18 protein-coding genes, 2 pseudogenes and 1 riboswitch are annotated in these 23,779 nt (G+C 40.0%); of the genes and pseudogenes, 18 read left to right on the top strand and 2 right to left on the bottom strand.

The window, feature by feature from the left end:
* The first annotated feature begins 76 nt into the window (after positions 1-76).
* From ku to ABIE66_RS15485, 11 genes are all read left to right on the top strand, one after another.
* Entirely contained in the window at positions 77-919 is an 843-nt protein-coding gene (gene ku / locus ABIE66_RS15535; protein WP_370015368.1) for a non-homologous end joining protein Ku, read from the top strand.
* Between the two features lie 504 nt (positions 920-1,423).
* Positions 1,424-2,074: an MOSC domain-containing protein gene (locus tag ABIE66_RS15530; protein WP_289316088.1), complete on the top strand. Its 651-nt coding sequence runs from the start codon at positions 1,424-1,426 to the stop codon at positions 2,072-2,074.
* A gap of 111 nt (positions 2,075-2,185) precedes the next feature.
* Positions 2,186-2,284: riboswitch (SAM riboswitch) on the top strand.
* Positions 2,285-2,388: 104 nt separating this feature from the next.
* Positions 2,389-4,236: a bifunctional homocysteine S-methyltransferase/methylenetetrahydrofolate reductase gene (locus ABIE66_RS15525; RefSeq protein ID WP_370015366.1), complete on the top strand. Its 1,848-nt coding sequence runs from the start codon at positions 2,389-2,391 to the stop codon at positions 4,234-4,236.
* Entirely contained in the window at positions 4,229-7,678 is a 3,450-nt protein-coding gene (metH, locus tag ABIE66_RS15520) for a methionine synthase (protein ID WP_370015364.1), read from the top strand. The genes ABIE66_RS15525 and metH overlap by 8 nt, the downstream gene beginning before the upstream one ends.
* Before the next feature lie 102 nt (positions 7,679-7,780).
* The gene (locus tag ABIE66_RS15515; RefSeq protein WP_370015363.1) at positions 7,781-8,548 is read left to right on the top strand and encodes a polysaccharide deacetylase family protein; all 768 of its coding nucleotides are present in this window, start codon (positions 7,781-7,783) and stop codon (positions 8,546-8,548) included.
* A 78-nt stretch (positions 8,549-8,626) separates the two neighbouring features.
* Complete coding sequence (locus ABIE66_RS15510; protein WP_370015361.1) at positions 8,627-9,394, top strand: dioxygenase family protein; 768 nt, start codon at positions 8,627-8,629, stop codon at positions 9,392-9,394.
* Positions 9,395-9,770: 376 nt separating this feature from the next.
* Positions 9,771-12,620 carry a 2-oxoglutarate dehydrogenase E1 component gene (locus tag ABIE66_RS15505; protein ID WP_370015360.1) on the top strand — a complete coding sequence of 950 codons (2,850 nt, stop codon included), beginning with the start codon at positions 9,771-9,773 and terminating at the stop codon, positions 12,618-12,620.
* A gap of 1 nt (position 12,621) precedes the next feature.
* Positions 12,622-13,905: a 2-oxoglutarate dehydrogenase complex dihydrolipoyllysine-residue succinyltransferase gene (gene odhB, locus ABIE66_RS15500; RefSeq protein WP_370015359.1), complete on the top strand. Its 1,284-nt coding sequence runs from the start codon at positions 12,622-12,624 to the stop codon at positions 13,903-13,905.
* A gap of 232 nt (positions 13,906-14,137) precedes the next feature.
* On the top strand, positions 14,138-14,890 hold the full coding sequence (locus ABIE66_RS15495) for a DeoR/GlpR family DNA-binding transcription regulator (RefSeq protein ID WP_370015358.1): 753 nt from the start codon (positions 14,138-14,140) through the stop codon (positions 14,888-14,890).
* Entirely contained in the window at positions 14,890-15,810 is a 921-nt protein-coding gene (gene pfkB / locus ABIE66_RS15490; RefSeq protein WP_370015357.1) for a 1-phosphofructokinase, read from the top strand. The genes ABIE66_RS15495 and pfkB overlap by 1 nt, the downstream gene beginning before the upstream one ends.
* Before the next feature lie 4 nt (positions 15,811-15,814).
* The gene (locus ABIE66_RS15485) at positions 15,815-17,707 is read left to right on the top strand and encodes a PTS fructose transporter subunit IIABC (RefSeq protein WP_370015356.1); all 1,893 of its coding nucleotides are present in this window, start codon (positions 15,815-15,817) and stop codon (positions 17,705-17,707) included.
* 128 nt (positions 17,708-17,835) lie between these two features.
* Here the strand turns inward: ABIE66_RS15485 and ABIE66_RS15480 are convergent.
* Positions 17,836-18,213 (bottom strand): annotated as a pseudogene (locus ABIE66_RS15480) (IS5/IS1182 family transposase); the annotation flags it as partial.
* On the opposite strand from ABIE66_RS15480, the pseudogene ABIE66_RS15475 reads away from it, so the two are divergent.
* From ABIE66_RS15475 to ABIE66_RS15455, 5 genes and pseudogenes are all read left to right on the top strand, one after another.
* Positions 18,194-18,705: pseudogene (locus tag ABIE66_RS15475) on the top strand (IS1595 family transposase); the annotation flags it as partial. The pseudogenes ABIE66_RS15480 and ABIE66_RS15475 sit on opposite strands and share 20 nt — an antisense overlap.
* A 21-nt stretch (positions 18,706-18,726) precedes the next feature.
* The gene (locus tag ABIE66_RS15470; RefSeq protein WP_370015355.1) at positions 18,727-18,963 is read left to right on the top strand and encodes a hypothetical protein; all 237 of its coding nucleotides are present in this window, start codon (positions 18,727-18,729) and stop codon (positions 18,961-18,963) included.
* Positions 18,964-19,788: 825 nt separating this feature from the next.
* A complete protein-coding gene (locus ABIE66_RS15465) occupies positions 19,789-20,193 on the top strand; it encodes a secondary thiamine-phosphate synthase enzyme YjbQ (protein ID WP_289316099.1) in 405 nt (134 codons plus the stop codon).
* Positions 20,194-20,233: 40 nt separating this feature from the next.
* On the top strand, positions 20,234-20,809 hold the full coding sequence (locus ABIE66_RS15460; RefSeq protein WP_370017057.1) for a GNAT family N-acetyltransferase: 576 nt from the start codon (positions 20,234-20,236) through the stop codon (positions 20,807-20,809).
* 105 nt (positions 20,810-20,914) lie between these two features.
* Positions 20,915-21,514, top strand: a complete 600-nt coding sequence (locus ABIE66_RS15455; protein ID WP_289325364.1) for a cell wall hydrolase — start codon at positions 20,915-20,917, stop codon at positions 21,512-21,514.
* Positions 21,515-21,577: 63 nt separating this feature from the next.
* Here the strand turns inward: ABIE66_RS15455 and ABIE66_RS15450 are convergent, their stop codons facing one another.
* Positions 21,578-22,165, bottom strand: a complete 588-nt coding sequence (locus tag ABIE66_RS15450; protein ID WP_370015354.1) for a DUF2087 domain-containing protein — start codon at positions 22,163-22,165, stop codon at positions 21,578-21,580.
* A 153-nt stretch (positions 22,166-22,318) separates the two neighbouring features.
* Between ABIE66_RS15450 and trhA the strand changes: the two genes are divergently transcribed.
* Positions 22,319-22,963, top strand: a complete 645-nt coding sequence (gene trhA, locus ABIE66_RS15445) for a PAQR family membrane homeostasis protein TrhA (protein WP_289325362.1) — start codon at positions 22,319-22,321, stop codon at positions 22,961-22,963.
* A 119-nt stretch (positions 22,964-23,082) separates the two neighbouring features.
* Complete coding sequence (locus ABIE66_RS15440; protein ID WP_370015353.1) at positions 23,083-23,568, top strand: YusW family protein; 486 nt, start codon at positions 23,083-23,085, stop codon at positions 23,566-23,568.
* The last annotated feature ends 211 nt before the right edge of the window (positions 23,569-23,779 follow it).

The following is a 23,779-nucleotide window of genomic DNA, read 5'->3' as shown; positions in this document are numbered from 1 at the left end:
TTTTTCGGTTTTTTTTTAACAAAGGGGAATAATAAAATTGATCTTCTCTTTAAAAATAAGTTATGAGGTGACGAATATGCATACGATGTGGAAGGGGAGCATATCATTCGGTTTGGTGAACATTCCGATCAAACTTCATGCTGCAACGGAAGATAAGGATATATCTTTAAAGACGTTGCATAAGGAGTGTCATTCACCGATTAAATACGAAAAGATGTGTCCGGTTTGCCAAAAAGAAGTGGGAAAGGACGATATAGTCCGCGCTTTTGAATATACAAAGGGAAAGTTTGTTGTATTGGAAGACAGTGAACTAGAACAGCTAAAAAAACAAAATGAAGAAAAAGCAGTGGAAATCGTGGATTTCGTTAAAATTGAAGAAATAGATCCCATTTATTTCAACCGGAGTTATTACATGTCTCCTAATGACGGTGGGATAAAAGCTTATTCCCTTTTGAGGCAGGCCCTAAAAGAATCGAATAAGGTTGGGTTAGCGAAAATCATCATTCGCTCAAAAGAACAAATGGCGGTAATCCGAGTTGTTGATAATACCTTGGTGATGGAAACGATTCATTATCCGGATGAAGTTCGCTCCACAGCGGATGTGCCGAATATCCCTGCCAACGATACCATTGTAAAAAAAGAAATCGATACGGCTGTGTTATTGATAGATCAATTAACGACTACTTTCGATCCGACAAAATATAACGATGACTATCGAACCGCTTTACTTGATTTGATTGAATCGAAGAAAACGGGACAAACGACGATTACAGCCAAAACAAAAGAGCCAGTTTCCAACAATGTAACCGATTTAATGGAGGCTTTACAGGCATCCATTGACCGAACGAAACATGATGAACCGGAAAAGAAAAAGACTACCCGAAAGAAAGCGGCACCGAAAAAAAAGAAACAAGCATAAACAGGAAGCTGAGCGGAAGACGTATGATGTCGCTCGGCTTTCTGCTTGTTTTAGCAAGGGGGTTTGCCTTCTAATAAGGTAATGAAAGTGACTTAACAGGGAGAGGATTACATATGGAAGGAAGTACAAATAGGTAAGTGGATCACGATGTAAGGAACTGAATGGAATTAAAAGAAAATGATGGATGGAAATGAAGGCAAAAAAATTCGCTCCCTAAAGAGCGACAATGAGGAATTCAATCGTGAAAATCAACATATAGGCGAACGGTTGTAGTTTTCGACTATATATTGTGTTCATATTCTACCATATTTAATTCTGAAATAGCAACAAAATTACTGAAACTAACCTATGAATTTTTCTGGAAATCAATGATATTTCGCCAACTTGGTGCTTTTGCCCTTCTAATCTGCTATATTCCCATAAAAAACTACAGAACAAAATGGATTTTTAGTATAATTTATACATATATGATGATATAAATTAAATAAGAATGGAAGATGTAAAATGGAAAATGGAAAAATCGAATCGCTTCATGCCGGAAAGCCCAAACAGGAAAATTTTTCAAATATCGATATCTTTTCAGCGATGGATAAACAAGCAGTGGATGACGTGATAGTAACTAAATCAGGCATAATGGGTGATGGGGTAGGTAATGTAAAGTTCCATGGAGGTCCTGATAGGGCTTTGTGTTTTTACCCCTTTGAGCATTACTCATTATGGAATGAAAGATTCGCTAAAAAGCTAGATATCCCTGCATTCGGTGAAAATTTAACTGTAGCGGGGATGAGGGAAGAAACAACGTATATCGGTGATATTTATCAAATAGGCGAAGTGATTGTTCAAATTAATCAGGGGAGGATCCCTTGCTCGACCATTTCCCACTTCAATCAAGAACCTAAGTTTTTGGAATTCGTGCTGAAAACGAGTTACACTGGTTATTTTGCAAAAGTCATTCAGGAAGGAACGATAAAGAAACAAAACGAAATCGTGCTAATAGATCGTTTGCAAGAAAAAATTTCGGTTCATTATGCAACAGAGGTGATCCTACATAACCGAGATGGGCTGGAAGGCTCAAACGCGTTACTTACACTAGACTCGTTAGCGGAAGACTGGAAACAAAGGATAGTGAAGAGAGTTCAAGCTGCAAAAGAGTGATTGAATTTTGCAAAAGTGAAAAAAATGACGATCAGGTATTGAAATTGACAGATTATTAATGTAAATTAAATATAATCAAATTTTGAAATCTTGTGAAAATTATATAATTGGATCTTATCGAGAGAGGTGGAGGGACTGGCCCGAAGAAACCTCAGCAACCAGCTTAGGCAAAGGTGCTAAATCCAGCAAGCAGAGCTTGATAGATGAGGAGAATGTTTCAAAAGACCTTCTTCTTTGAGAAGGTTTTTTTTTCTTTTCTCTCATACTCATATAAAACGACAAAAACAGGATTGTTTTTGAGAGAGGGTGTAATTATGAATTTTCGTAAAGAATTGAAAGAAAGAATGCTGGTTGGAGAAGGGGCAATGGGGACCTTACTGTACTCTTATGGCATCGATCAATGTTATGAGGAATTAAACTGCACGAACCCAGATCAAATAGAGTCCATTCACCGTGCCTATTTGCAAGCTGGTGCAGATATCCTTCAATCTAATACATATGGGGCCAATTTCAATAAATTGAAACGGCATGGACTTGAAGATGAAGTAAGCAGAATCAATCGCCAGGGAGTCATCCTTGCTAAAAAAGCGGCAAAAGGAAAGGCATATGTCTTCGGTACCATAGGGGCACAGCGGAGTATCAGGAAATCGGATTTAAGTATGGAAGAGATAAAGCGAGGTTTTCGTGAACAGCTATACAGTCTGTTGATGGAAAACCCGGATGGGATTCTCTTGGAAACATTTTATGACCTGGAAGAGCTGGAAACCGTTTTGCAAATCGTTAAAAATGAAACTGGACTGCCGATCATCGCAAATGTTTCGATGCATGAACTGGGAAATCTTCAAAATGGAATCCATTTAAATGAAGCCTTTCAAAAACTCGAGCAATTGGGTGCCGATGTTGTTGGGGTGAATTGCCGACTCGGTCCACATCATATGATTCGGGCCTTGGAAGAGGTGAGTTTGCCAAAGCAAGCGTCGATTGCCATTTACCCAAATGCCAGCCTTCCCGATTATGTGGATGGAAGGCTTGTCTATAAAGCTGTGCCGGAATATTTCGGCTCAAGTGCCCTAGACCTTCGTGAGCAAGGTGCCGGGATCATAGGAGGGTGCTGTGGAACGACTCCCCTGCATATTCAAGCTGTAAAGAATGCGATTGGAAGTTTGGCTCCAGTAAAAGAGAAATATACGAAAGCCCGTGAAATAGAAATAATTGAAGTGAACGATAGAGAATTGGAACTCCCTCTGTACGAAAAGGCCAAAACAGAAAGGACGATTCTTGTTGAACTTGATCCTCCGAAAAAGTTGGGAATAGAGAGTTTCATGACTGGTGCCGAGGTTTTGAAAAAAGCAGGGGTCGATTCCATTACCTTGGCGGATAATTCACTTGCTTCACCAAGGATATCGAATGATGCACTGGCTAACTTGCTGAAGAACCAATTGAATGTAAAGCCGATGGTGCATATAACATGCCGGGATCGAAATTTAATTGGCCTGCAGTCACATTTAATGGGCCTGCAGACGGTTGGGCTGGACGAATTATTGATCATCACCGGAGATCCCTCTAAAATTGGGGACTTCCCGGGAGCCACTTCGGTTTATGATTTATCGTCGTTTGACCTAATAAGCATGGTCAAACAATTTAATGAAGGTCTATCCTATTCCGGTCAGAGTTTGGGCCAGCGGGCTAATTTTAAAATTGCCGCCGCTTTTAATCCCAATGTAAAATATTTGGATAAAGCCGTACAGAGAATGGAAAAGAAGATTGCCTGCGGTGCCCAATCCTTTTTGACACAGCCAATTTATTCAGTTGAGCAGATTGAAGAAGTTCATGAAGCTACAAAACATCTAGAAACCCCGGTTTTCGTCGGTATCATGCCATTGACAAGCACACGGAATGCCGAATTCATCCATAATGAGATCCCGGGCATCAAATTGCCGGATAATGTCAGGAGGGCCATGGCTTTAGCGGGGGATGACCCTGTAAAGTCAAGAATTGAAGGGGTGAATATCGCGCGCGAGCTAGTCGACGCGGCACGGGAAAAATTCAAGGGCATATATTTAATCACTCCGTTCCTTCGCTATGAAATGACGGCGGAACTTACGAAATATATTAGAAAAGTCGATAGTAAACATACATCAGAGGTGGCAGCACATGAATAAAAAAGCGATTCAAGATCAGTTGGATACTAAGATTCTCCTGCTCGATGGAGCGATGGGAACCATGCTTCAAGCGGAGAATTTAACAGCAGAGGACTTTGGCGGGGAACAATTCGAGGGTTGCAACGAGTATTTATCACTGACACAACCGGAAATCATCCAATCCATCCATGAAAAATATTTAGCAGCAGGTGCTGATATCATTGAAACAAATACCTTCGGAGCGACTAGCATCGTTCTTGAGGAATACCAAATAAGCACGATTGCCTACAAGCTTAATAAAATTTCAGCTGAGCTTGCCGTTAAAGCATGTGAAAAATATTCAAATGATAATTGGCCAAGATATGTAGCTGGCTCGATGGGGCCTACCACAAAAACGCTATCCGTAACAGGTGGAACGACTTTTGATATTTTAACCGATTCTTATGAAGAACAGGCACTCGGTCTTTTGGATGGCGGGGTAGACTTGTTATTGGTTGAAACCTGTCAGGATATGCTAAATGTCAAGGCAGCCTTTTCTGGAATAAAAGCAGCCTTCGCTAAATCAGGAAAAGATGTACCTGTCATCATATCAGGTACGATCGAACCGATGGGGACGACACTTGCTGGCCAGTCGATAGAAGCTTTCTATTTATCGGTTGAACATATGAAGCCCATGGCTGTCGGCCTGAATTGTGCAACAGGGCCGGAATTCATGATAGACCATATCAGGACACTTGCAGATATAGCCAATAGCGCAATCAGTTGTTACCCGAATGCCGGGCTCCCGGATGAAGAGGGTCACTATCATGAGTCACCGACTTCACTTGCAGAGAAAATGAAGCAATTTGCCGAAAAGGGATGGGTCAATATCATTGGGGGTTGTTGTGGTACTACGCCAGAACATATTAAAGAACTTGTCAGGGTCCTTGAAGGCATTCAGCCCCGTACAATATCCGAATCAGCCCATGGGCATGCCGTATCAGGCATAGAGCCACTCATTTATGATGATTCAATGCGTCCTTTATTTGTAGGTGAGAGAACGAATGTTATCGGATCTCGAAAATTCAAGGAGCTGATTCGTGGAAAACATTACGAGCCAGCTGCCGAAATTGCACGTGCCCAGGTAAAAAAAGGCGCCCATGTCATTGATATCTGTCTTGCTGACCCTGATGGGGATGAGCTTGGTGATATGAAGGAGTTCGTAGAAGAGGTCGTCAAAAAAGTGAAAGTCCCATTGGTCATCGATACTACAGATGAAGCCGTACTTGAACAAGCATTAAAACATTCACAAGGAAAATCCATCATTAATTCCATTAACCTTGAAGATGGTGAAGAGCGCTTTGAAAAAATAGTGCCATTCGTCCATCAATATGGTGCTGCCGTTGTCGTAGGAACCATTGATGAAATTGGGATGGCCGTCGATGCTGAGCGCAAATTGGAAGTGGCTACACGTTCTGTTGATTTGCTCGTAAATAAGTATGGACTAAACAAAAGTGACATCATTTTTGATCCGCTGGTATTTCCTGTAGGTACGGGTGATGAACAATATATCGGTTCTGCTTTAGAAACGGTGAAGGGAATTAAGGCAATCAAAGAAAAGTTTCCGGAATGCTTAACGATACTTGGCATATCGAATGTTTCATTCGGTCTGCCAGCACGTGGAAGGGAAATTCTAAATGCCGTTTTCCTCTACCATTGTACAAAAGCCGGTCTCGATTATGCTATCGTGAATACGGAAAAGCTTGAACGTTTCGCTCTGATACCGGAAGACGAAGTGAAATTGGCTGAGGCACTCCTGTTTGAAACATCTACAGAAACTTTAGCGATCTTTACCGAGTTTTATCGTGGAAAAAAAGCGGAGAAGAAGGATAATGGTGTGATCCTGCCATTGGACGAACGATTAGGTAACTATATTATCGAAGGTACGAAAGAAGGATTGATTGATGATTTAAATAAAGCAATTGAACGCGGTGACCGCCCATTGGAAATCATCAATGGACCATTGATGGATGGAATGAGTGAAGTGGGTCGGTTATTTAATGACAACCAACTTATTGTCGCAGAAGTGCTTCAGAGTGCTGAAGCAATGAAGGCGGCTGTATCTCACCTTGAACCACTAATGGAAAACTCTGAAGATAGCGCCAAGAAAGGAAAGATCCTTTTAGCGACTGTCAAGGGAGATGTACATGATATCGGGAAAAACCTAGTGGATATCATACTGTCTAATAATGGCTATGAAGTCATTGATTTGGGTATCAAGGTCGCACCGCAACAAATCATTGAAGAGGTTCGAAAACATGAGCCAACCATAATTGGACTATCTGGATTACTTGTTAAATCAGCACAGCAAATGGTCTTAACTGCACAGGATTTAAGACAAGCGGGAATAGATACCCCTATTTTAGTGGGAGGGGCTGCTCTATCCCGTAAATTCACCGATTTTAAAATATCACCTGAATATGGAGGTCCGGTTTTATATTCCAAAGACGCGATGGATGGGTTGGCTGTTACGAATATTTTACATGACACTGACAAAAAAGTGGTCTACTTAGAAGAGTTAGTCCAGAAACGGGAAAAATCGAAAGCCAATGCCGCCATTGCTGCCACGATGGAAAAACCTGTTCGGAAGCAGTCCACAGCTGCTCCATTGAGTGATGTACCTGTTAAAGAACCGCGTGATATCATGCGTCACGTTCTGAAAAACTATCCATTGGATGTCATCCAGCCGTACATTAATAGACAAATGCTGATTGGACATCATTTGGGGCTAAAAGGTAAAGTTGCCGAATTGCTTAAGGAAGGCAATGAAAAAGCGGTGCAGCTGAATGCCCTCGTTGATGAATTGATCGAATTCTTAAAAACGGAACCGGGCTACGGCTTGAATGCGATTTATCAATTTTTCCCTGCTCAAAGTGAAGGGGACAAGCTATTGGTTTACAACCCGGATAATCATAACGAGGTTTTGGAAACTTTTGAATTTCCTCGGCAAGATACGAATCCGCATCTTTGTTTAGCGGACTTCGCGAAACCGGTCTCCTCTGGGAAAATGGATTATGTTGGTTTCTTCCTTGTTACAGCCGGAAAAGGGATCAGGAAATGGGCAGAAAAACTAAAGCTTGAAGGTGATTTCTTGAAAAACCACGCCCTTCAATCGCTTGCTCTAGAAACAGCTGAAGGGTTTGCGGAAAGAATTCATCAATTAATGCGTGATGATTTAGGAATAAGCGATCCGATTGAAATGTCTATGAAAGAGCGGTTTGCCGCTAAGTACACCGGGCAAAGATTTTCATTTGGTTATCCAGCTTGTCCAAATCTGGAAGATCAGGAGAAACTATTCCGCTTGTTACAACCTCAAGATATTGGCGTTGAATTGACTGAAGGATGCATGATGGAACCTGAGGCTTCCGTATCAGCGATCGTTTTTGCACATCCTGAAGCTCGTTACTTTAATGTAGATCGATAAGCATATGGATAAGGCAGCGGTATTTTTTACCGCTGCCTTTTTGCGCATGAAACCCCTTAATTGGTATATCTTAATGGTCAAAAGGAAGGGGATGAAACACCTATGAAGAATCTGCTTAAATTATTTCTTTCCATGACGATTTCTCTCATTATTATTTTGTTCGTGATGGATGTACAGTCCATTCAAGTACATGCAATGGTTCCCGAAGAGATGACACCGCTCCTAAAAAGTAAGGAAAATCAGAAAATCGCTTATTTGACTTTCGATGATGGACCATCTTTGAATACCATGGAGATATTGGATATTTTGGACCGCTACCATGTTAAGGCCACATTTTTCGTTAAAGGTAACGAAGAACCATACGCAAAGGAATGTTATCAGGAAATGGTTTCCCGCGGTCATGCGATTGGCCTTCATTCCTATACACATGATTATTCCATCGTTTATCGATCGACAGAGAGTTTCTTTCAAGATCTGAATAGGCTTGAAAACATGCTGCAAAAGGAGTTTGGGATAAAAAGCCGAATTGTACGCCTTCCTGGCGGCTCCAATAATCGACTTCGGCATCAGGCTGCAACTAAACCAATCATCAATGGAATCCTTCAACAACTAATGGAAAAAGGGTATATATACTTTGATTGGACCATTGATTCTAAAGATGGCATCAGTCCATCAATAAGTGAACAACAAATCATTTCTTCCGTACAAAAAGGGACGAAAGATCAAAAGCATGTTAATATCTTATTGCATGATATCAATAGTATGAAAAATACAGTGAAAGCATTGCCTGATATAATTGAATTCCTTAAAAAAGAAGGGTATACCTTTGAAACTATTGATGAGACAACCCCCAAAATACAATTTAATTGATGAACACATTGTTTATGTATAGTAAATTAAGGTATAGGGATAAGATATTACATTGCGAAAGGATTTATCGTTTCTATGATGCCATCATTGTTTTTATCACATGGAACGCCACTATTAGCTTTGGAAAAGAATAGTTACACTTCTTTTTTGAAGGATTATATTAAAGCTATGGAAAAACCTGCTGCCATCGTTATTTTGTCAGCACATTGGGAAAGTGAAGATCAGATGATTTCTGCAGTAGGTAAGCATGAAGTCATTTATGATTTTGCAGGATATCCTGAAGATATATTTCAGATAACATATCCTGCTCCCGGATGCCTTGAGCTGTCCGATCGAATTTTAACCCTATTGTCCAAGATAGGTGTATTGGGGGAACTAGATGAAAGGCGCCCCCTAGACCATGGGGCATGGGGGCTTTTGCACATCATGTATCCCGAAGCTGACATCCCGATCGTATCCATGTCCATTAGTCCTGCCCTGCCATTGGACAAGCAGTATGAAATCGGGAGAACATTGAGGGAATTAAAGGAAAGTAATGTACTGATAATCGGGAGCGGTGGAATTGTACATAATTTCACCTATATTCAGAAGGATATGCATGTTGCAGAAGGATGGGCAATCAACTTTGAGAACTGGGTGGAAGAGAAAATCATCAAATGGGATTTGGAATCTTTGTTTAATTATGAAAAAATCGCTCCCTATAGCAGAGATGCTGTGCCCTCCAAAGAGCATTTCATTCCATTAGTCATCGCAATGGGGTCAGGAGATGACAAAAAAAAAGCAGCTCTCCTGCACAGGAGCTTTCAATATGGCAATCTGAGTTTAACAGCTTGGAAGTTTGATTGAGCTGAAAGGGTTTTCAAACTAGTTAAATTTACCTGAAAAATAATCATTATACAAAAATACAAAAATCTTTTTTTAGCAAAAAAAGGACTTAAATGAGCAAAAAAGTCAATTAAAAGCGTATTTTGACGAATTAAACAGAAATATAGTTTAAAAAAGGTTGCATAAAGTGGTTTAACCTTTGGATATTTCGACAAAAACATGTTAATATAACATCTGAAAACGTTTTATCCTTTAAAATTTTATTATTCGATAACCAAAGTTATTTATTATATATCTTATATATATCATATATTTGGGGAAAATTTAGAAGAAAGAAATTTGGGGATGGATAAAACGAAATGAAAAAAATTATGAGAAAAATTTGGGGGTTTACAAAATGACCATCAATGATTCTAAGGTATACGACCAATGGAAAGCTTTTTCAGGTCCAAACCTTGGGTATGTCATGGAGCAATACGATTTATTTCTAGCCAACCCGGAAGAAGTGGATCCGGAACTGAAAAACTTTTTTGAAGTAGCAGGTCCTCCTTCATTCGATGTATCGGCAGAAACAACTGAAAGTGCACCAACTGTACAAACTGGAGAAGTTCTTCCAATGAAGAAAATTATGTCTGCAGTAAAGTTATCTGAAAACATCCGTGCATACGGACATCTTGCTTCAAATATTTATCCTTTAAAAGAAGAAGCTCTAGACACGGAACAAATTCACTTTGAAAAATATGGATTGACTGCAGATGATTTAAGGAAAATACCGGCTGACTTTATTTGTCCAGAATCACCTGAAGACGTGAAAGACGGATACGAAGCCGTTCAATACCTAAAACAACTCTATACAAAAACGATAGCCTTTGAATTTCACCATGTTAATGACTTGGAAGAAAAGCAATGGCTTACTGATATGGTCGAATCCGGAAACATGTTCCCGGAAGTGGCTAAAGAGAAAAAAGAACTATTACTTAAACGATTGAATGAAGTTGAAGGTTTCGAGAAATTCCTTCACCGCACATATGTAGGTCAAAAGCGTTTCTCTATTGAAGGACTGGATGCTTTGGTTCCGATATTAGATGAAATGATTTCACAAACTGTTCAAAATGGAACGGGGAATGTGAATATTGCAATGGCTCACCGAGGACGTTTGAATGTGCTTGCACATGTATTAGGAAAGCCTTATGAGGTAATTTTCTCTGAATTCCAACATTCACCAAATAAAGATTTGGTTCCTTCCGAAGGTTCAACAGGCATTAACAATGGATGGACTGGCGATGTTAAATACCATTTAGGTCTGGATAAACAGATTACTAAAGCTAACATACAAAAAGCAAGGATTACACTTGCCAATAACCCAAGTCACTTGGAAGTAGTCGGTCCAATCGTGGAAGGGTATTCTCGTGCGGCGCAAGAAGACCGTTCAGAAAAAGGATTCCCGGTTCAAGACATTTCCAAATCTCTTGCAATCTTGATTCATGGTGATGCAGCATTCCCAGGTGAAGGCATTGTACCGGAAACGTTTAACTTAAGCCGTTTACGCGGTTATCAAGTTGGCGGCGCTATCCATATCATCGCCAATAACATGATCGGTTTTACAACGGAAAGTGAAGATTCACGTTCAACCTTATATGCTAGTGATTTAGCAAAAGGCTTTGAAGTGCCGATCGTGCATGTGAATGCAGATGATCCAGAGGCATGTATGGCTGCTGTTAACCTTGCTAACCTATATCGTGAAAAATACAACAAGGATTTCTTGATCGACCTGATCGGTTACAGACGTTTCGGCCATAACGAAATGGATGAGCCATTGGTGACTCAACCTGAAATGTATGCATTAATCCATAAGCACCCAACCGTTAAAGAGCTTTATGGAAAAAAATTGATTCAATCTGGCGAGTTCACTGAAGCTGAAGTTAAAGCAATTGCTGAACAAGTGGATACAAGGCTTGCAGATGCATATGCGAAAATTTCCGGAAATAAACCGGAAGCTTCTAAAGAATGTAATCCCCCTGGGATTATTGAAAAAGGACTTCCAGCCATTGAAACGGCAGTTCCGAAACAAGAACTGGTTTCAATTAACGAAGAACTTGTTAAGTGGCCGGAAGGATTCACTCCTAATAAAAAATTAGGAAAGATTTTATCACGTCGCTTGGATTCCTTTGGTGCAGACGGAAAAGTTGATTGGGCTCATGCTGAGACACTTGCATTTGCATCCATATTGAGTGACGGTACTCCAATCCGTTTGACAGGACAAGATTCAGAGCGTGGAACATTCGCACAACGTAATATCATGTTACATGACAGTGTTAACGGAAAAACATATTCACCACTTCACACACTTGATACTGCTAAAGCTTCATTCGCTGTTCATAACAGCCCGCTTACTGAAACGGCAGTTCTTGCTTATGAATATGGTTATAATGTATTTGCACCTGAGACACTTGTATTATGGGAAGGACAATTCGGTGACTTCGCTAATACAGCACAAGTTATCTTTGACCAATTCATCGCTGCTGGCCGTGCGAAGTGGGGTCAAAAATCAGGTCTTGTCATGCTGCTTCCACACGGTTATGAAGGACAAGGACCAGAGCACTCAAGTGCACGTCTGGAACGTTTCCTTCAACTGGCGGCTGAAAACAACTGGACAGTTGCTAACTTAAGTTCGGCGGCTCAATACTTCCATATCCTTAGAAGACAAGCTAAGATTTTGGATCAAGAGCAAGTACGTCCGCTTGTCATCATGACACCGAAGAGTATGCTTCGAAATCAAGTGATGGCTTCAACAGCTGAAGAATTCAGTGAAGGCACTTTTGAACCATTTGTAGAAACCAAAGCTTTGGGCAAAAAACCTAAATCGGTTGAACGCATTGTTTTTGCTTCAGGTAAATTGGCGGTTGAACTTCGTGAAAAAGCGGCAACTGAAAAAAATACGGATTGGTTGCAAATCATCAGTGTCGAAGAAATTTATCCATTCCCGTTCACTGGTGTTCAAGAAGCTTTGAAAAAATATACAAATCTAAAAGAAATCTTCTGGGCTCAAGAAGAACCTAAGAACATGGGGGCTTGGACATTCGTTGAACCTCGCCTTAATGCAGCGGCTCCTGGTAATCTTTCAGTAACATATATAGGAAGGAAACGCAGATCAAGCCCGGCTGAGGGAGATCCACTTGTCCATAAAAATGAACAACAACGGATTATGACTCAAGCAATTACACGCAATAATGAGGGGGAGAAATAAAATGGCTGAAGTAAAAGTACCTGAATTAGCAGAATCAATTTCTGAAGGATCTATTGCGCAATGGTTAAAACAACCCGGTGATCACGTTGAAAAAGGAGAATATGTCCTTGAACTTGAAACGGATAAAGTAAACGTGGAAATCATTTCAGATTATACGGGTACACTTTCGGAACATTTAGCAGAAGAAGGCGATACTGTCCAAGTTGGACAGGCTATCGCTATCGTTGATGAAAATGGATCAGCTGCAGCAGCTCCAAAAGCGGAAGCTCCTAAGGCTGAAGAAGCTAAAGCAGAACCAGCTAAAGCAGAACCAGCTAAAGCAGAACCAGCATCTCCTTCTAAAGAGGCTCCTAAAGCTGAAACGAAAGAAGCATCATCCACTCAACAAGTTATTGCTTCACCAGCTGCAAGAAAATTGGCTCGTGAAAAAGGAATTGACTTGACTCAAGTGCCTGTAGCCGATCCACTAGGTCGTGTACGTGTACAAGACGTAGAAGCGGCAAGCAATGCACCTGTGGTACCTGCGGCAGCTCCAAAACAAGCTCCTGCAGCTAAACAAGCAGCAGTTCCTGTTGAAGTGAACGATGATCGCATTGAAGTGGTTAAGATGACGCGCCGTCGTCAAACCATTGCCAAACGTCTAGTTCAAGTACAATCCGAAGCAGCCATGCTTACTACTTTTAACGAAGTCGATCTTTCAGCAGTCATGGAATTGCGTAGCCGCCATAAAGATTCTTTCGTGAAAACAAATGATGTCAAACTTGGTTTCATGTCATTCTTCACTAAAGCGGTCATTGGCGCATTGAAAAAATATCCGTTACTGAATGCAGAAATAAAAGGCGACCATATCCTGAAAAAGAACTTTTATGATATCGGTGTTGCCGTATCCACTGATGAAGGTCTAGTCGTTCCGGTGGTAAGGGATGCTGACCGCAAAAGCTTTGCTGAAATCGAAAAGAACATTTCGGATTTAGCTGTTAAAGCGCGGAACAACAAACTAGGACTTTCGGATTTATCAGGTGGTACTTTCACCATCACAAACGGAGGGACTTTCGGTTCCCTATTATCTACACCAATCTTGAATGCCCCTCAAGTTGGTATCTTGGGCATGCATACAATTAAGACACGCCCAATCGCTGTTGGAGATCAAATCGAAAACAGACCAATGATGTACCTTGCATTATCTTATGATCACCGTATCGTTGACGGAAAAGAAGCGGTTGGTTTCTTAGTAGCTATCAAAGATATGCTGGAAGATCCAGAACAACTTTTACTTCAAGGATAATAATGATAAGAAAAACCCCATGTCAAATGACATGGGGTTTTTTTGTATGAAGAGGTTAAACTGAAAGGCATATTTTCATAGAACAAAAGATTGGGAGAAATGAAAAGTTTTTAATTCATTTATGAATGTTTTTGAAGGTATTTTTGAATGAATTTGAATATTTTTAAACGTTTGTGATTGATTATTCCTTCATTTTCATATATGATGATGATATTAAAGTGAGGTGGGCGGTTTGTTGACAACTGAAAGACATCAAATCATCTTATCGATTCTAAAAGAACAAGGAACGATAAAGCTGCAGGAGCTTGTAGATCAGTTACAAGCCTCGGAGTCGACCATTCGGAGAGATTTAGTGCAACTCGAAGAAATGAAGCTCTTGAAACGCGTGCATGGCGGGGCCTCTTTACTTCAAAGAAAAGGCCTTGAACCAACAACTATGGAAAAGCAAAACAAAGCGAAAGCCGAAAAACAACTTATAGCAAAGCTGGCGTCCTCATTCATAGAGAAAAATGATTGTATATATCTTGATGCAGGCACGACTACTGCAGAAATGATTCCTTTTTTAAAGGATAAAAATATAACGGTCCTGACAAATGGTCTAATGCATATTCCAAAACTTATCGAATTGGAAATCAAAACAGTGTTAGTGGGCGGAACGATAAAATTCTCGACAAATGCTGTTATAGGAAGCAATGCTGTGCAATTTTTGAATGAATACCGTTTTGATAAATGTTTCTTGGGAATGAACGGCATCCACCAAGAACTGGGTTTCACAACACCCGATCCGGAAGAAGCACTACTGAAAAAGATGGCATTACGCCTGTCCAACGAAACCTACGTGCTTGCTGATAGTTCAAAATTGAATGAAGCCACTTTCGCAAAGGTTGCGGATGTAAGCGATGCCATAATCCTGACTGACAGCAATGATGAAGAGGCTGTTGCTCAACTCCATAAAAATCCAAAGGTAAAGGTCGTGACCATATAATGATTTATACAGTGACACTCAACCCATCCATCGATTATCTGGTCGAGGTGGAGAGTTTTCAAATGGGCAAAGTGAATCGAACTAGTTATGATGCAAAATTCCCTGGTGGGAAAGGGATCAATGTTTCCCGAGTACTTAAAAGGCTAGGAAATAGTACGACAGCTTTAGGGTTCATCGGGGGACAAACAGGTGAATTCGTAAAAAGGTTTTTAAGGCAGGAAGAGATTTTCACGGACTTTACAGAGATAGCTGGAGATACAAGAATTAACATTAAATTGAAAACAGGGCTTGAGACCGAAATAAATACCCAGGGGCCAGTCATTTCGAAAGGGAATTATCAACAATTATTTAGTCAGATAGAGCAGTTGAAAAATGATGATATTCTCATTTTGTCAGGAAGCATCCCTCCAAGTGTCCCTTCGGATGTATACGAGGCAATGGCAAAGTCTTGTTCTGATAACGGCATTAAAGTGGTAGTGGATACCAGTGGGAAGGAATTACTGAATGTCCTTCCACATCGGCCATTTTTAATAAAGCCTAATCACCATGAACTGGGTGCGCTTTTTTCTACCGAAATTAGAACGGTTGATGATGCTATCGAATATGGCGCTAAATTGGTTGAAGCAGGAGCACAAAACGTTATTGTTTCAATGGCAGGACAAGGTGCCGTGCTTTGCTCCGGCAGAGAGTCATATTCCGCAAATGTACCAAAAGGAACTGTCATCAACTCAGTTGGTGCCGGTGATTCCATGGTCGCAGGTTTCATCGGTACATATGAAAAGACAGCGGATATTCTATCTGCCTTCCGTTTCAGTCTTGCAGCAGGAAGTGCTACAGCCTTTTCATCCGATCTCGGTACATTGGATAAAATTGAAGAGTTATTACCGCAAATTGATATCAATCATCTAACAGGAGGCTGACTCTATGAAAATTACAGATTTATTAAAATTGGATACAATCATAATTAATCTAGAAAGTGTTACAAAGCAAGCAGTCATTGATGAACTGTCAGGGAAGTTAGCCGAGGCTGACAGGTTAAACGATGTGGAGGGTTTCAAAGCTGCCATCTTAAAACGTGAAGAACAAAGCACAACAGGGATTGGTGAAGGGATAGCCATCCCACACGCTAAAACAAATGCTGTGAAGATACCAGCCATCTGTTTCGGCAAATCGGTTAATGGTGTGGATTATGAATCGCTGGATGGGCAGCCAGCTCATCTGTTCTTTATGATTGCAGCAAGTGAAGGAGCGAATGCGGATCACTTGGAAACCCTTTCCCGGCTTTCTTCATTACTGATGGATGATAAATTCAGAGCCCGACTGATTTCAGCTTCATCTGGTGAAGAAGTTTTAGATATAATCAATCAAAAAGAAATGGAAGCCGATGAAGAAGAAAGAGAAGAGCAGCAATCAAATAATGCTTCCATTGGTAACAGTAAAGGGAAAATCCTAGCCGTTACAGCTTGTCCTACAGGAATTGCCCATACTTATATGGCGGCTGATGCGTTAAAGGCTAAAGCAAAGGAAATGGGAATCGATTTCAAAGTGGAAACAAATGGTTCAACAGGAATAAAAAATGGTTTAACCGCGGCAGAAATTGATGAGGCGGATGCGATTATCGTTGCTGCGGATAAACAGGTGGAGATGGATCGTTTTAATGGAAAACATGTCATTATTGTCCCAGTTGCCCATGGCATCCGGAAGACGGAGGAACTGTTAAACAGAGCCTTGAGTCAGGATGCACCTGTATACAAAGCAACAGGAAATGATAAAAGTGACGAAGGTGATTCATCAAAAGGAGGACTTGGGATTTACAAGCACTTGATGAATGGCGTAAGTAATATGCTTCCATTTGTCGTCGGTGGCGGAATATTGATTGCGCTTTCGTTCTTTTTTGGGATCGAGGCAGCCGATCCGGCAAATCCGGATTATAATCCCATTGCCAAAGCATTAAGTGATATTGGCGGGGGAACTAGTGGTGCCTTCTTCTTGCTTGTCCCTGTCCTTGCCGGATTCATTGCTTCAAGTATAGCCGACCGTCCAGGTTTTGCCCCTGGTATGGTAGGGGGATTATTGGCAGCACAGGCCAATGCCGGTTTTCTTGGCGGACTAATCGCCGGTTTCCTTGCAGGTTATGTCGTCTTACTTTTAAGAAAGTTGTTTTCCAAGTTACCGCACACACTCGATGGCATTAAACCAGTTTTACTATATCCTGTATTCGGTATGTTAATTACAGGATTGATCATGATATTTCTAGTAAATGAACCAGTAACCGCAATAAACATGGGCCTGACCAATTGGCTGCAGGGGTTATCAGGCACGAACGCAATATTCCTTGGATTGATCCTTGGTGGTATGATGGCTGTGGATATGGGCGGACCTCTAAATAAGGCAGCATTCACCTTCGGGATTGCAGCCATTGAGGCATCAAGTTTCGGACCGCATGCTGCAGTAATGGCTGGTGGAATGGTTCCTCCTTTGGGAATCGCATTTGCAACTACATTCTTTAAAAGTAAATTCAGTGAAATGGAAAGAAAATCAGGGTTCACTAATTACTTCATGGGTGCTTCATTCATTACAGAGGGAGCCATTCCTTTTGCGGCGGCGGATCCATTACGCGTTATCGTCAGCAGTGTTGTAGGGGCAGCGACAGCAGGAGCCCTGTCAATGGCTTTTAGTGTAACTCTGCCAGCACCGCATGGAGGGATTTTTGTCATCCCCCTTGTCAACCATCCTTTTCGCTATTTACTGGCCATTTTAATAGGGTCGCTCATTACCGCATTAATATTGGGGTTCTGGAAAAAGAAACGGATATAAAAAATACAGAATGCGGTTCCCATTACATTGGATCCGCATTCTGTTTGTAGACAAAAAGGTTTCGGAATGGCATTTTCCGGAACCTTTTTGAATTTTATTGGATGGAAGCAGTTATAAATATAGGATCTAAGATGACTATCATGCGTATTTTCTGCTGTCGCGTGAAACGAATAGGCAAACTGTTTTTGTTCTCTTGCACATAGTAGCTACTCTCAGGATCAGTTGAACTTTCTTTAATCTCCTTGTTTTCTTCCTTGATATACTTATCTGGTGGAAAGGGCTTATTCCCACATTTTCACGATCTTGATTTATTTCTTCTTGAAGGCGTCCTTGATAGGCCCGTGTTAACTTTACGAACGCTTTTTTTTTCAAATTTCGCTTATTCGCACTGGCTTTCACATGTGTGGAATCAACAATTACATGCAGACGCGATAGAAAATCTGTTCAAACAGGTCAGTATCTTTAAGGCATCGCTCATAATTTTTCCCGAAAAAACGTGGCGGTTCTTCAAAATTTCGTGGTATTAGTCACGAACAAGTTTGTGTTTTAATTGCCAGACACCGTCAAATAACTACTTATTCACGTGTTCTTGGTAGAGGGCATATTGTGAAAACCCAATTAGACAAAGCTATCGACTCTAAAATGATATCAGACAATAGGCTCTGCACAGATGCTTGAAGGGCTTTTTCTTCGTATGCAAAAAGCGAAAGATTGGAACATTACCACTTTATATCAGATGGTACAGAACGTGTTAAAAGACTGTACCAAATCCAGAACGTGAATAACTACTACAGCCGTTTAAAATGCTGGATGCAACGATTCAATGGTGTCGCTACAAAATACCCCGACAATTATTTGAGTTGGTTTCAATTTATAGATATAGTGAAACATCGTAGTGATAATGTATCTATAAGTAAAATGATTGTAGATATCTGTTTGTTACCAATTAACGAAACTTACAGTCATTAAGAACGTACAATATAGTAATGTTGAGCTAAAAAAACAGGGAGGAAGAAAGTATGAACTTGACCCCAAAACAACGCACCTTGTTGCTATCATTAACCACTGAATGGCAGACACCGATTCAAATTGCTGGTCGTCTTCCGAAAGAATGGGGAAATCTATCCTGTGTAAATCAGTCGCTTAAAGGTTTAATGCGTGAAGGATTGGTGCAAGCTAATCCAGTTATGTTCGGTCTGTTTCGATTAACCACGGATGGCACGACCATAATGGAGTTAGAATTGGGTGAGAACTAATGAAATATAGGCAGCGTACACAAGAGGATAAAATTCATTTTATTTGATTAGATGTTAGTTCAATGAAAAATAGTTTTTTCAATCACAATAAAAATTAACATAGCCTAAAACAAAAAAGACTGTAGGCAAAAGAGTTCTATCTAACTGTTAAAACAAAGGTGATTGGAACGGAAGGTACGAGACTCTTGCGGAAAGCGAGTGCCTGAAGAGGGAATCAACGGTCAAATTTTAAGAACCAAAAAAACTGTAGACAAACTCAATTATTAACGAGTTTGTCTACAGTCTGAAAGCGCGTCCAATTACATCGGATCCGCTTATCTTATATCCAATCCAAAACTTCAATCCAGTTGCAGAAAGGGTGGATACATAAAAGCGGTTCGCTTCAGGAAACCTTGCGTCTATCTAAAAGATAAATGATTATTTATTAAATGTGGTTTGAAGCCTAAAAGATTTTCAACTTCAAGCACTGGATGGGCTTTTTCGCGCAGGGATGAATGTTACCTCAATTGATCGATCCGGATTCAAACCATACTCCCCATACATTTTAAGGCTGCAGGTTTCTATTTTAACATTAGAATCTTAGTGAAAAACTTCCTCAATGGGTCCATGTTATTTTTAGGAGAGGCTAATTGGAAATGGTGATTTAAAATACCCCCTCATTCCTTATAGATCCAATATTAAAACAAAAAATTAATAAGGGTGGCTTTATCTTTTTTTTACGGTCGATAAGTTTTGCTAATCTTAATATTGACTGGTTTATTAAAGCATGAATTTTTATGTTTATGGGTAAACGCATATAAAAACTAAAAAAAGGAGTGAATATGCATGCTGAAGAAAAACACCTTAAAAACGACAAAAAGGGATGATATGATTGATGTTACGACTGAAGTACAGGCATTCATCATGGAGAATGGGATTCAAGAGGGCATAGCCCTTATTTATTGTCCACACACGACTGCAGGGATAACGATTAATGAAAATGCAGATCCCGATGTAAAAAAAGATATGCTTAGAAGATTGGATGAGCAATACCCATGGAATCATACATTGGATTTACATATGGAAGGAAATACTGCTGCCCATTTAAAATCAAGTACGGTTGGTTCTTCACAACAGGTGATCATCCACAAAGGGAGCTTAATCCTTGGTACCTGGCAGGGAGTGTATTTTTGTGAATTCGATGGTCCTAGAGAAAGGCAATATTTTATTAAATTATGTGTCGATAGGTAAAAATGGCAGGTATAGCAACGATAAAATGGGAGGAAGCGGATTGGAAGATGTTTGGATTGAAGGAAGCAGAGTAATATTGAGGAATATTAAACAAGCAGACTTAAAACGTTTATGGAGCCTGAAATATGGAGAAGTCAATCCAGAATGGAAAAAGTGGGATGCACCCTATTTTCCCCTTGAACTCATTGATTTCCATACGTATATCGATAAAGAAACGAAGCACCGAACCTATGATGAAAAGATGGGGGTTTATTCCGAACTATTAATGGAAAAAAACGATCAAATAATAGGTTCTGTTGTATATTACTGGGAACATGAACCATCACGTTGGCTGGAAATAGGGATTACGATTTTTGATCCCAAGTATTGGAATGGCGGTTATGGAACAGAAGCGATAATGATGTTCATAGGCTATTTATTCGAAAATCTGGAGATTGAACGGGTCGGACTGACGACTTGGTCAGGTAATGAACGTATGATGGCAGTTGGAGAAAAGGTAGGCATGCAAGTTGAAGGCAGGATGAGAAAATGCCGTTATTATGATGGTCATTATTATGATTCAATCAGAATGGGAATACTACGTGAAGAATGGGAAACTTTAAAATTTCGAAGTTAATTGACCCGTGAAAATTTTTCCTTTATTTCCTTGGAAAAAATTTAGCACTGTTTTCTCCTATATGGTCTGTTATCCTTGGAAGATGCTTAACGAGGAGGTTACAGGATGAAATTATCAGTATTAATAACCGTGATAATGACTCTAAGTGTCATCGTACTTGGGATAGCTTTTCCTAAGGGAACGACCAGTCTAGCTTCTGATGGAGCAACCAAACATGTCATTAAACAAGGTGAATCGATATGGGATGTTGCGAAGCAGTATGGTGTCCCAATCAAAAAGTTAAAAGAAGTCAATAATAATGTAAATAATGTTGCCGAGCCTGGTAAAACATTGATTATTCCACATGTAATGAATGAAAAAGATAAAGAATTATTAGCAAGGCTTGTGCATGCAGAAGCCAAAGGGGAGCCCTACAGAGGGAAGGTCGAGGTGGCAGGAGTCGTTTTGAATCGCCTTGATAGCAATGAATTCCCTGATACGGTCCGGGAAGTGATATATCAAAAAAATCAATTTTCGCCCGTTGGTGATGGCAGTATAAACAAAGCAGCCGGAAAAGATGCCAAAAAAGCTGTCAATGAAGCTTTGGCGATTCATGGCTACACAAATGATGCCTTATATTTTTGGAATCCTAGTATTTCGGACAGCGAATGGATGAAACAATTGGACGTAATCAAAATCATCGGCGGCCACCATTTTGCCATATAAACGACATGAATAGAACCGGCTCACCAACTAAGGGATGCCGGTTTTTTATGTATAAACTTTCCCTTAAACGATATCATCCCACATCTCACGGGGATTCAGTTCATAAATACTGTTTTCTCGGTACATGATGCTTCCGATAATCAGTTCACGTCTAATCGTTGCATAATCATCATGGAATGACTGGATGAATTCATTCAGTTCTTTTTCTGGATATTTTCGCCCTTTTTCCAAAAGTCCGGCAATATGATGAAGAACGATCAGTTTCTTTTTTCTCTGTGCTGGTATGGTTTTCAATCGGCCATTTTGTGTCAAGAAGTTTGCAAGGATCTTTTTGTGCTCCATAATCATTTTTTGATTTTCCATTTTAATGGATTCCCCCTTATTTGAAACCATTTTAGGTAATGCTGAAGAATAATGATCCAGGACATCTTCATTCAAAAAATAATATACCGTATTTTTCTCCCTTCGATCCTTCACTAAATTAATGTCCTTCAATTTCGTTAAATGGTGTGAAATGGTCGGTGCTGTCAATTTTAATATTCCTGCAAGTGCCTGTCCGTGTTTTGGACCGTTTGCCAGAATGGATATAATCCTGATCCTGGTCACATCACCAATCGTTTTGTGGAAAGCGACCAATTTTTCTAATTGCATTATTATCCCTCCTAGTTAGACCACTATCTAATTAGATAATAATCTAATTGGTGGATGATAATCAAGTTTATATTCACTTTTCTATATTGCTTTGAAGATTTGATGTATAATTTAGGTTAATTCTAAAAGTTTTTTATCTTAAGGAGCTGTAACATGGCTAATACACATGTTTATACAAAAAAAGAAGAAGTGGTCAATGCGATAACCCACGGTGTCGGTGTTTTGTTGAGTATCGCCGCTCTTGTGTTTTTAATAATCTTCTCAGTCCAAAAAGGTTCGCCTTGGCATGTAGTCATTTCAGTCATTTATGGCGTTTCCATGCTTCTTTTATATGTTTCATCCACTTTAGTGCATAGTTTTCCAGAAGGAAAAACGAAGGATATATTTGAAATCTTTGATCATTCAGCCATATATATATTCATTGCAGGAACATACACGCCCATCATGCTCCTGGTGATTCAAGGTTCACTAGGCTGGACACTCCTAGCAATTATTTGGGGAGTTGCAATCATTGGCGTCGTCTTCAAAGCTTTCTATGTGAAAAAGTTCCTATTCCTTTCGACGATCCTCTATATTGCGATGGGGTGGATGATCGTTATCGTATGGGGCCCGCTCTCGGCAACCATGCCCACAGCTGGTATCCATTTACTGATTGCAGGGGGCTTGCTTTATACGTTTGGAGCTATCTTTTATGTTTGGCGCGCTTTTCCGTTTCATCACGCCGTTTGGCATGTATTCGTGCTTGGGGGTTCTGTCACTCACTTTTTTGCTGTATTGTTTTATATCCTTCCACTATGATCAAATTTAACGATTCTTTAATTTGGTCGATCTTATGATATCTGAATGTTTCTTGAAGTTTTAAATGACCCCTTTTAGGAAATAAATAGGGTATACAAACTACGAAGGAGGAAAGATCAATGAAAAAATCAATCAAATTATTATCAGTACCGTTTGCCGCGATGCTTGTTTTGGCTGGCTGCGGGGAAGAAAACGATGAAGTGAAAAACCCGCCGGTTCAGGAAAATGAAAATCAAGCGGAAACAAATCCTGAAACAGGAACTGAAAATAATGAAAAACTGCCTTTCACTTATAAGGATTTTCAATTAGAAGTGGATTATAAGGGCAATGATAACGAATACGAAGCCGAATATGATACGATGGGAGCTCAAACAGAAGCTTCGATCGAGGACAAGCTAAACAAACATGAAGTTTATGGTGATGAAGCAATGAAAGAATTAACACCGATTTTAGAAAAGTTGACATTCACCAAAGATTCAACAGAGGAAGAAGTCATTCAAGAAGTGACAAAAGCTTTTGATTTGAAGGATGACTATCAAGAGTTCGATTTAGAGGTCGTTTTCGATGACGGTACGAAAAAAGAATATAAAGTGAATAATAAGTAACTGAATCATGTTACTATATTCTTTATTAAGGAATTAAATGGTGGCATATTCATGTGTGTCCTCAATAGTTGTCAAATTACTGTTACTATAGTAAAATGATTACGGTTAGCAAAGGGGATAATATACATTTGCTATTCATATTCGGACTTATGGGGATAGGACCGCAATAAATACTTGCAAAAAAGATTCTTTTTTAAGAGTCTTTTTTTTG

The organism is Peribacillus sp. B2I2, assembly GCF_041261685.1.
Taxonomy (GTDB): domain Bacteria; phylum Bacillota; class Bacilli; order Bacillales; family DSM-1321; genus Peribacillus.
This window is presented reverse-complemented; position numbering and strand designations above follow the sequence as displayed.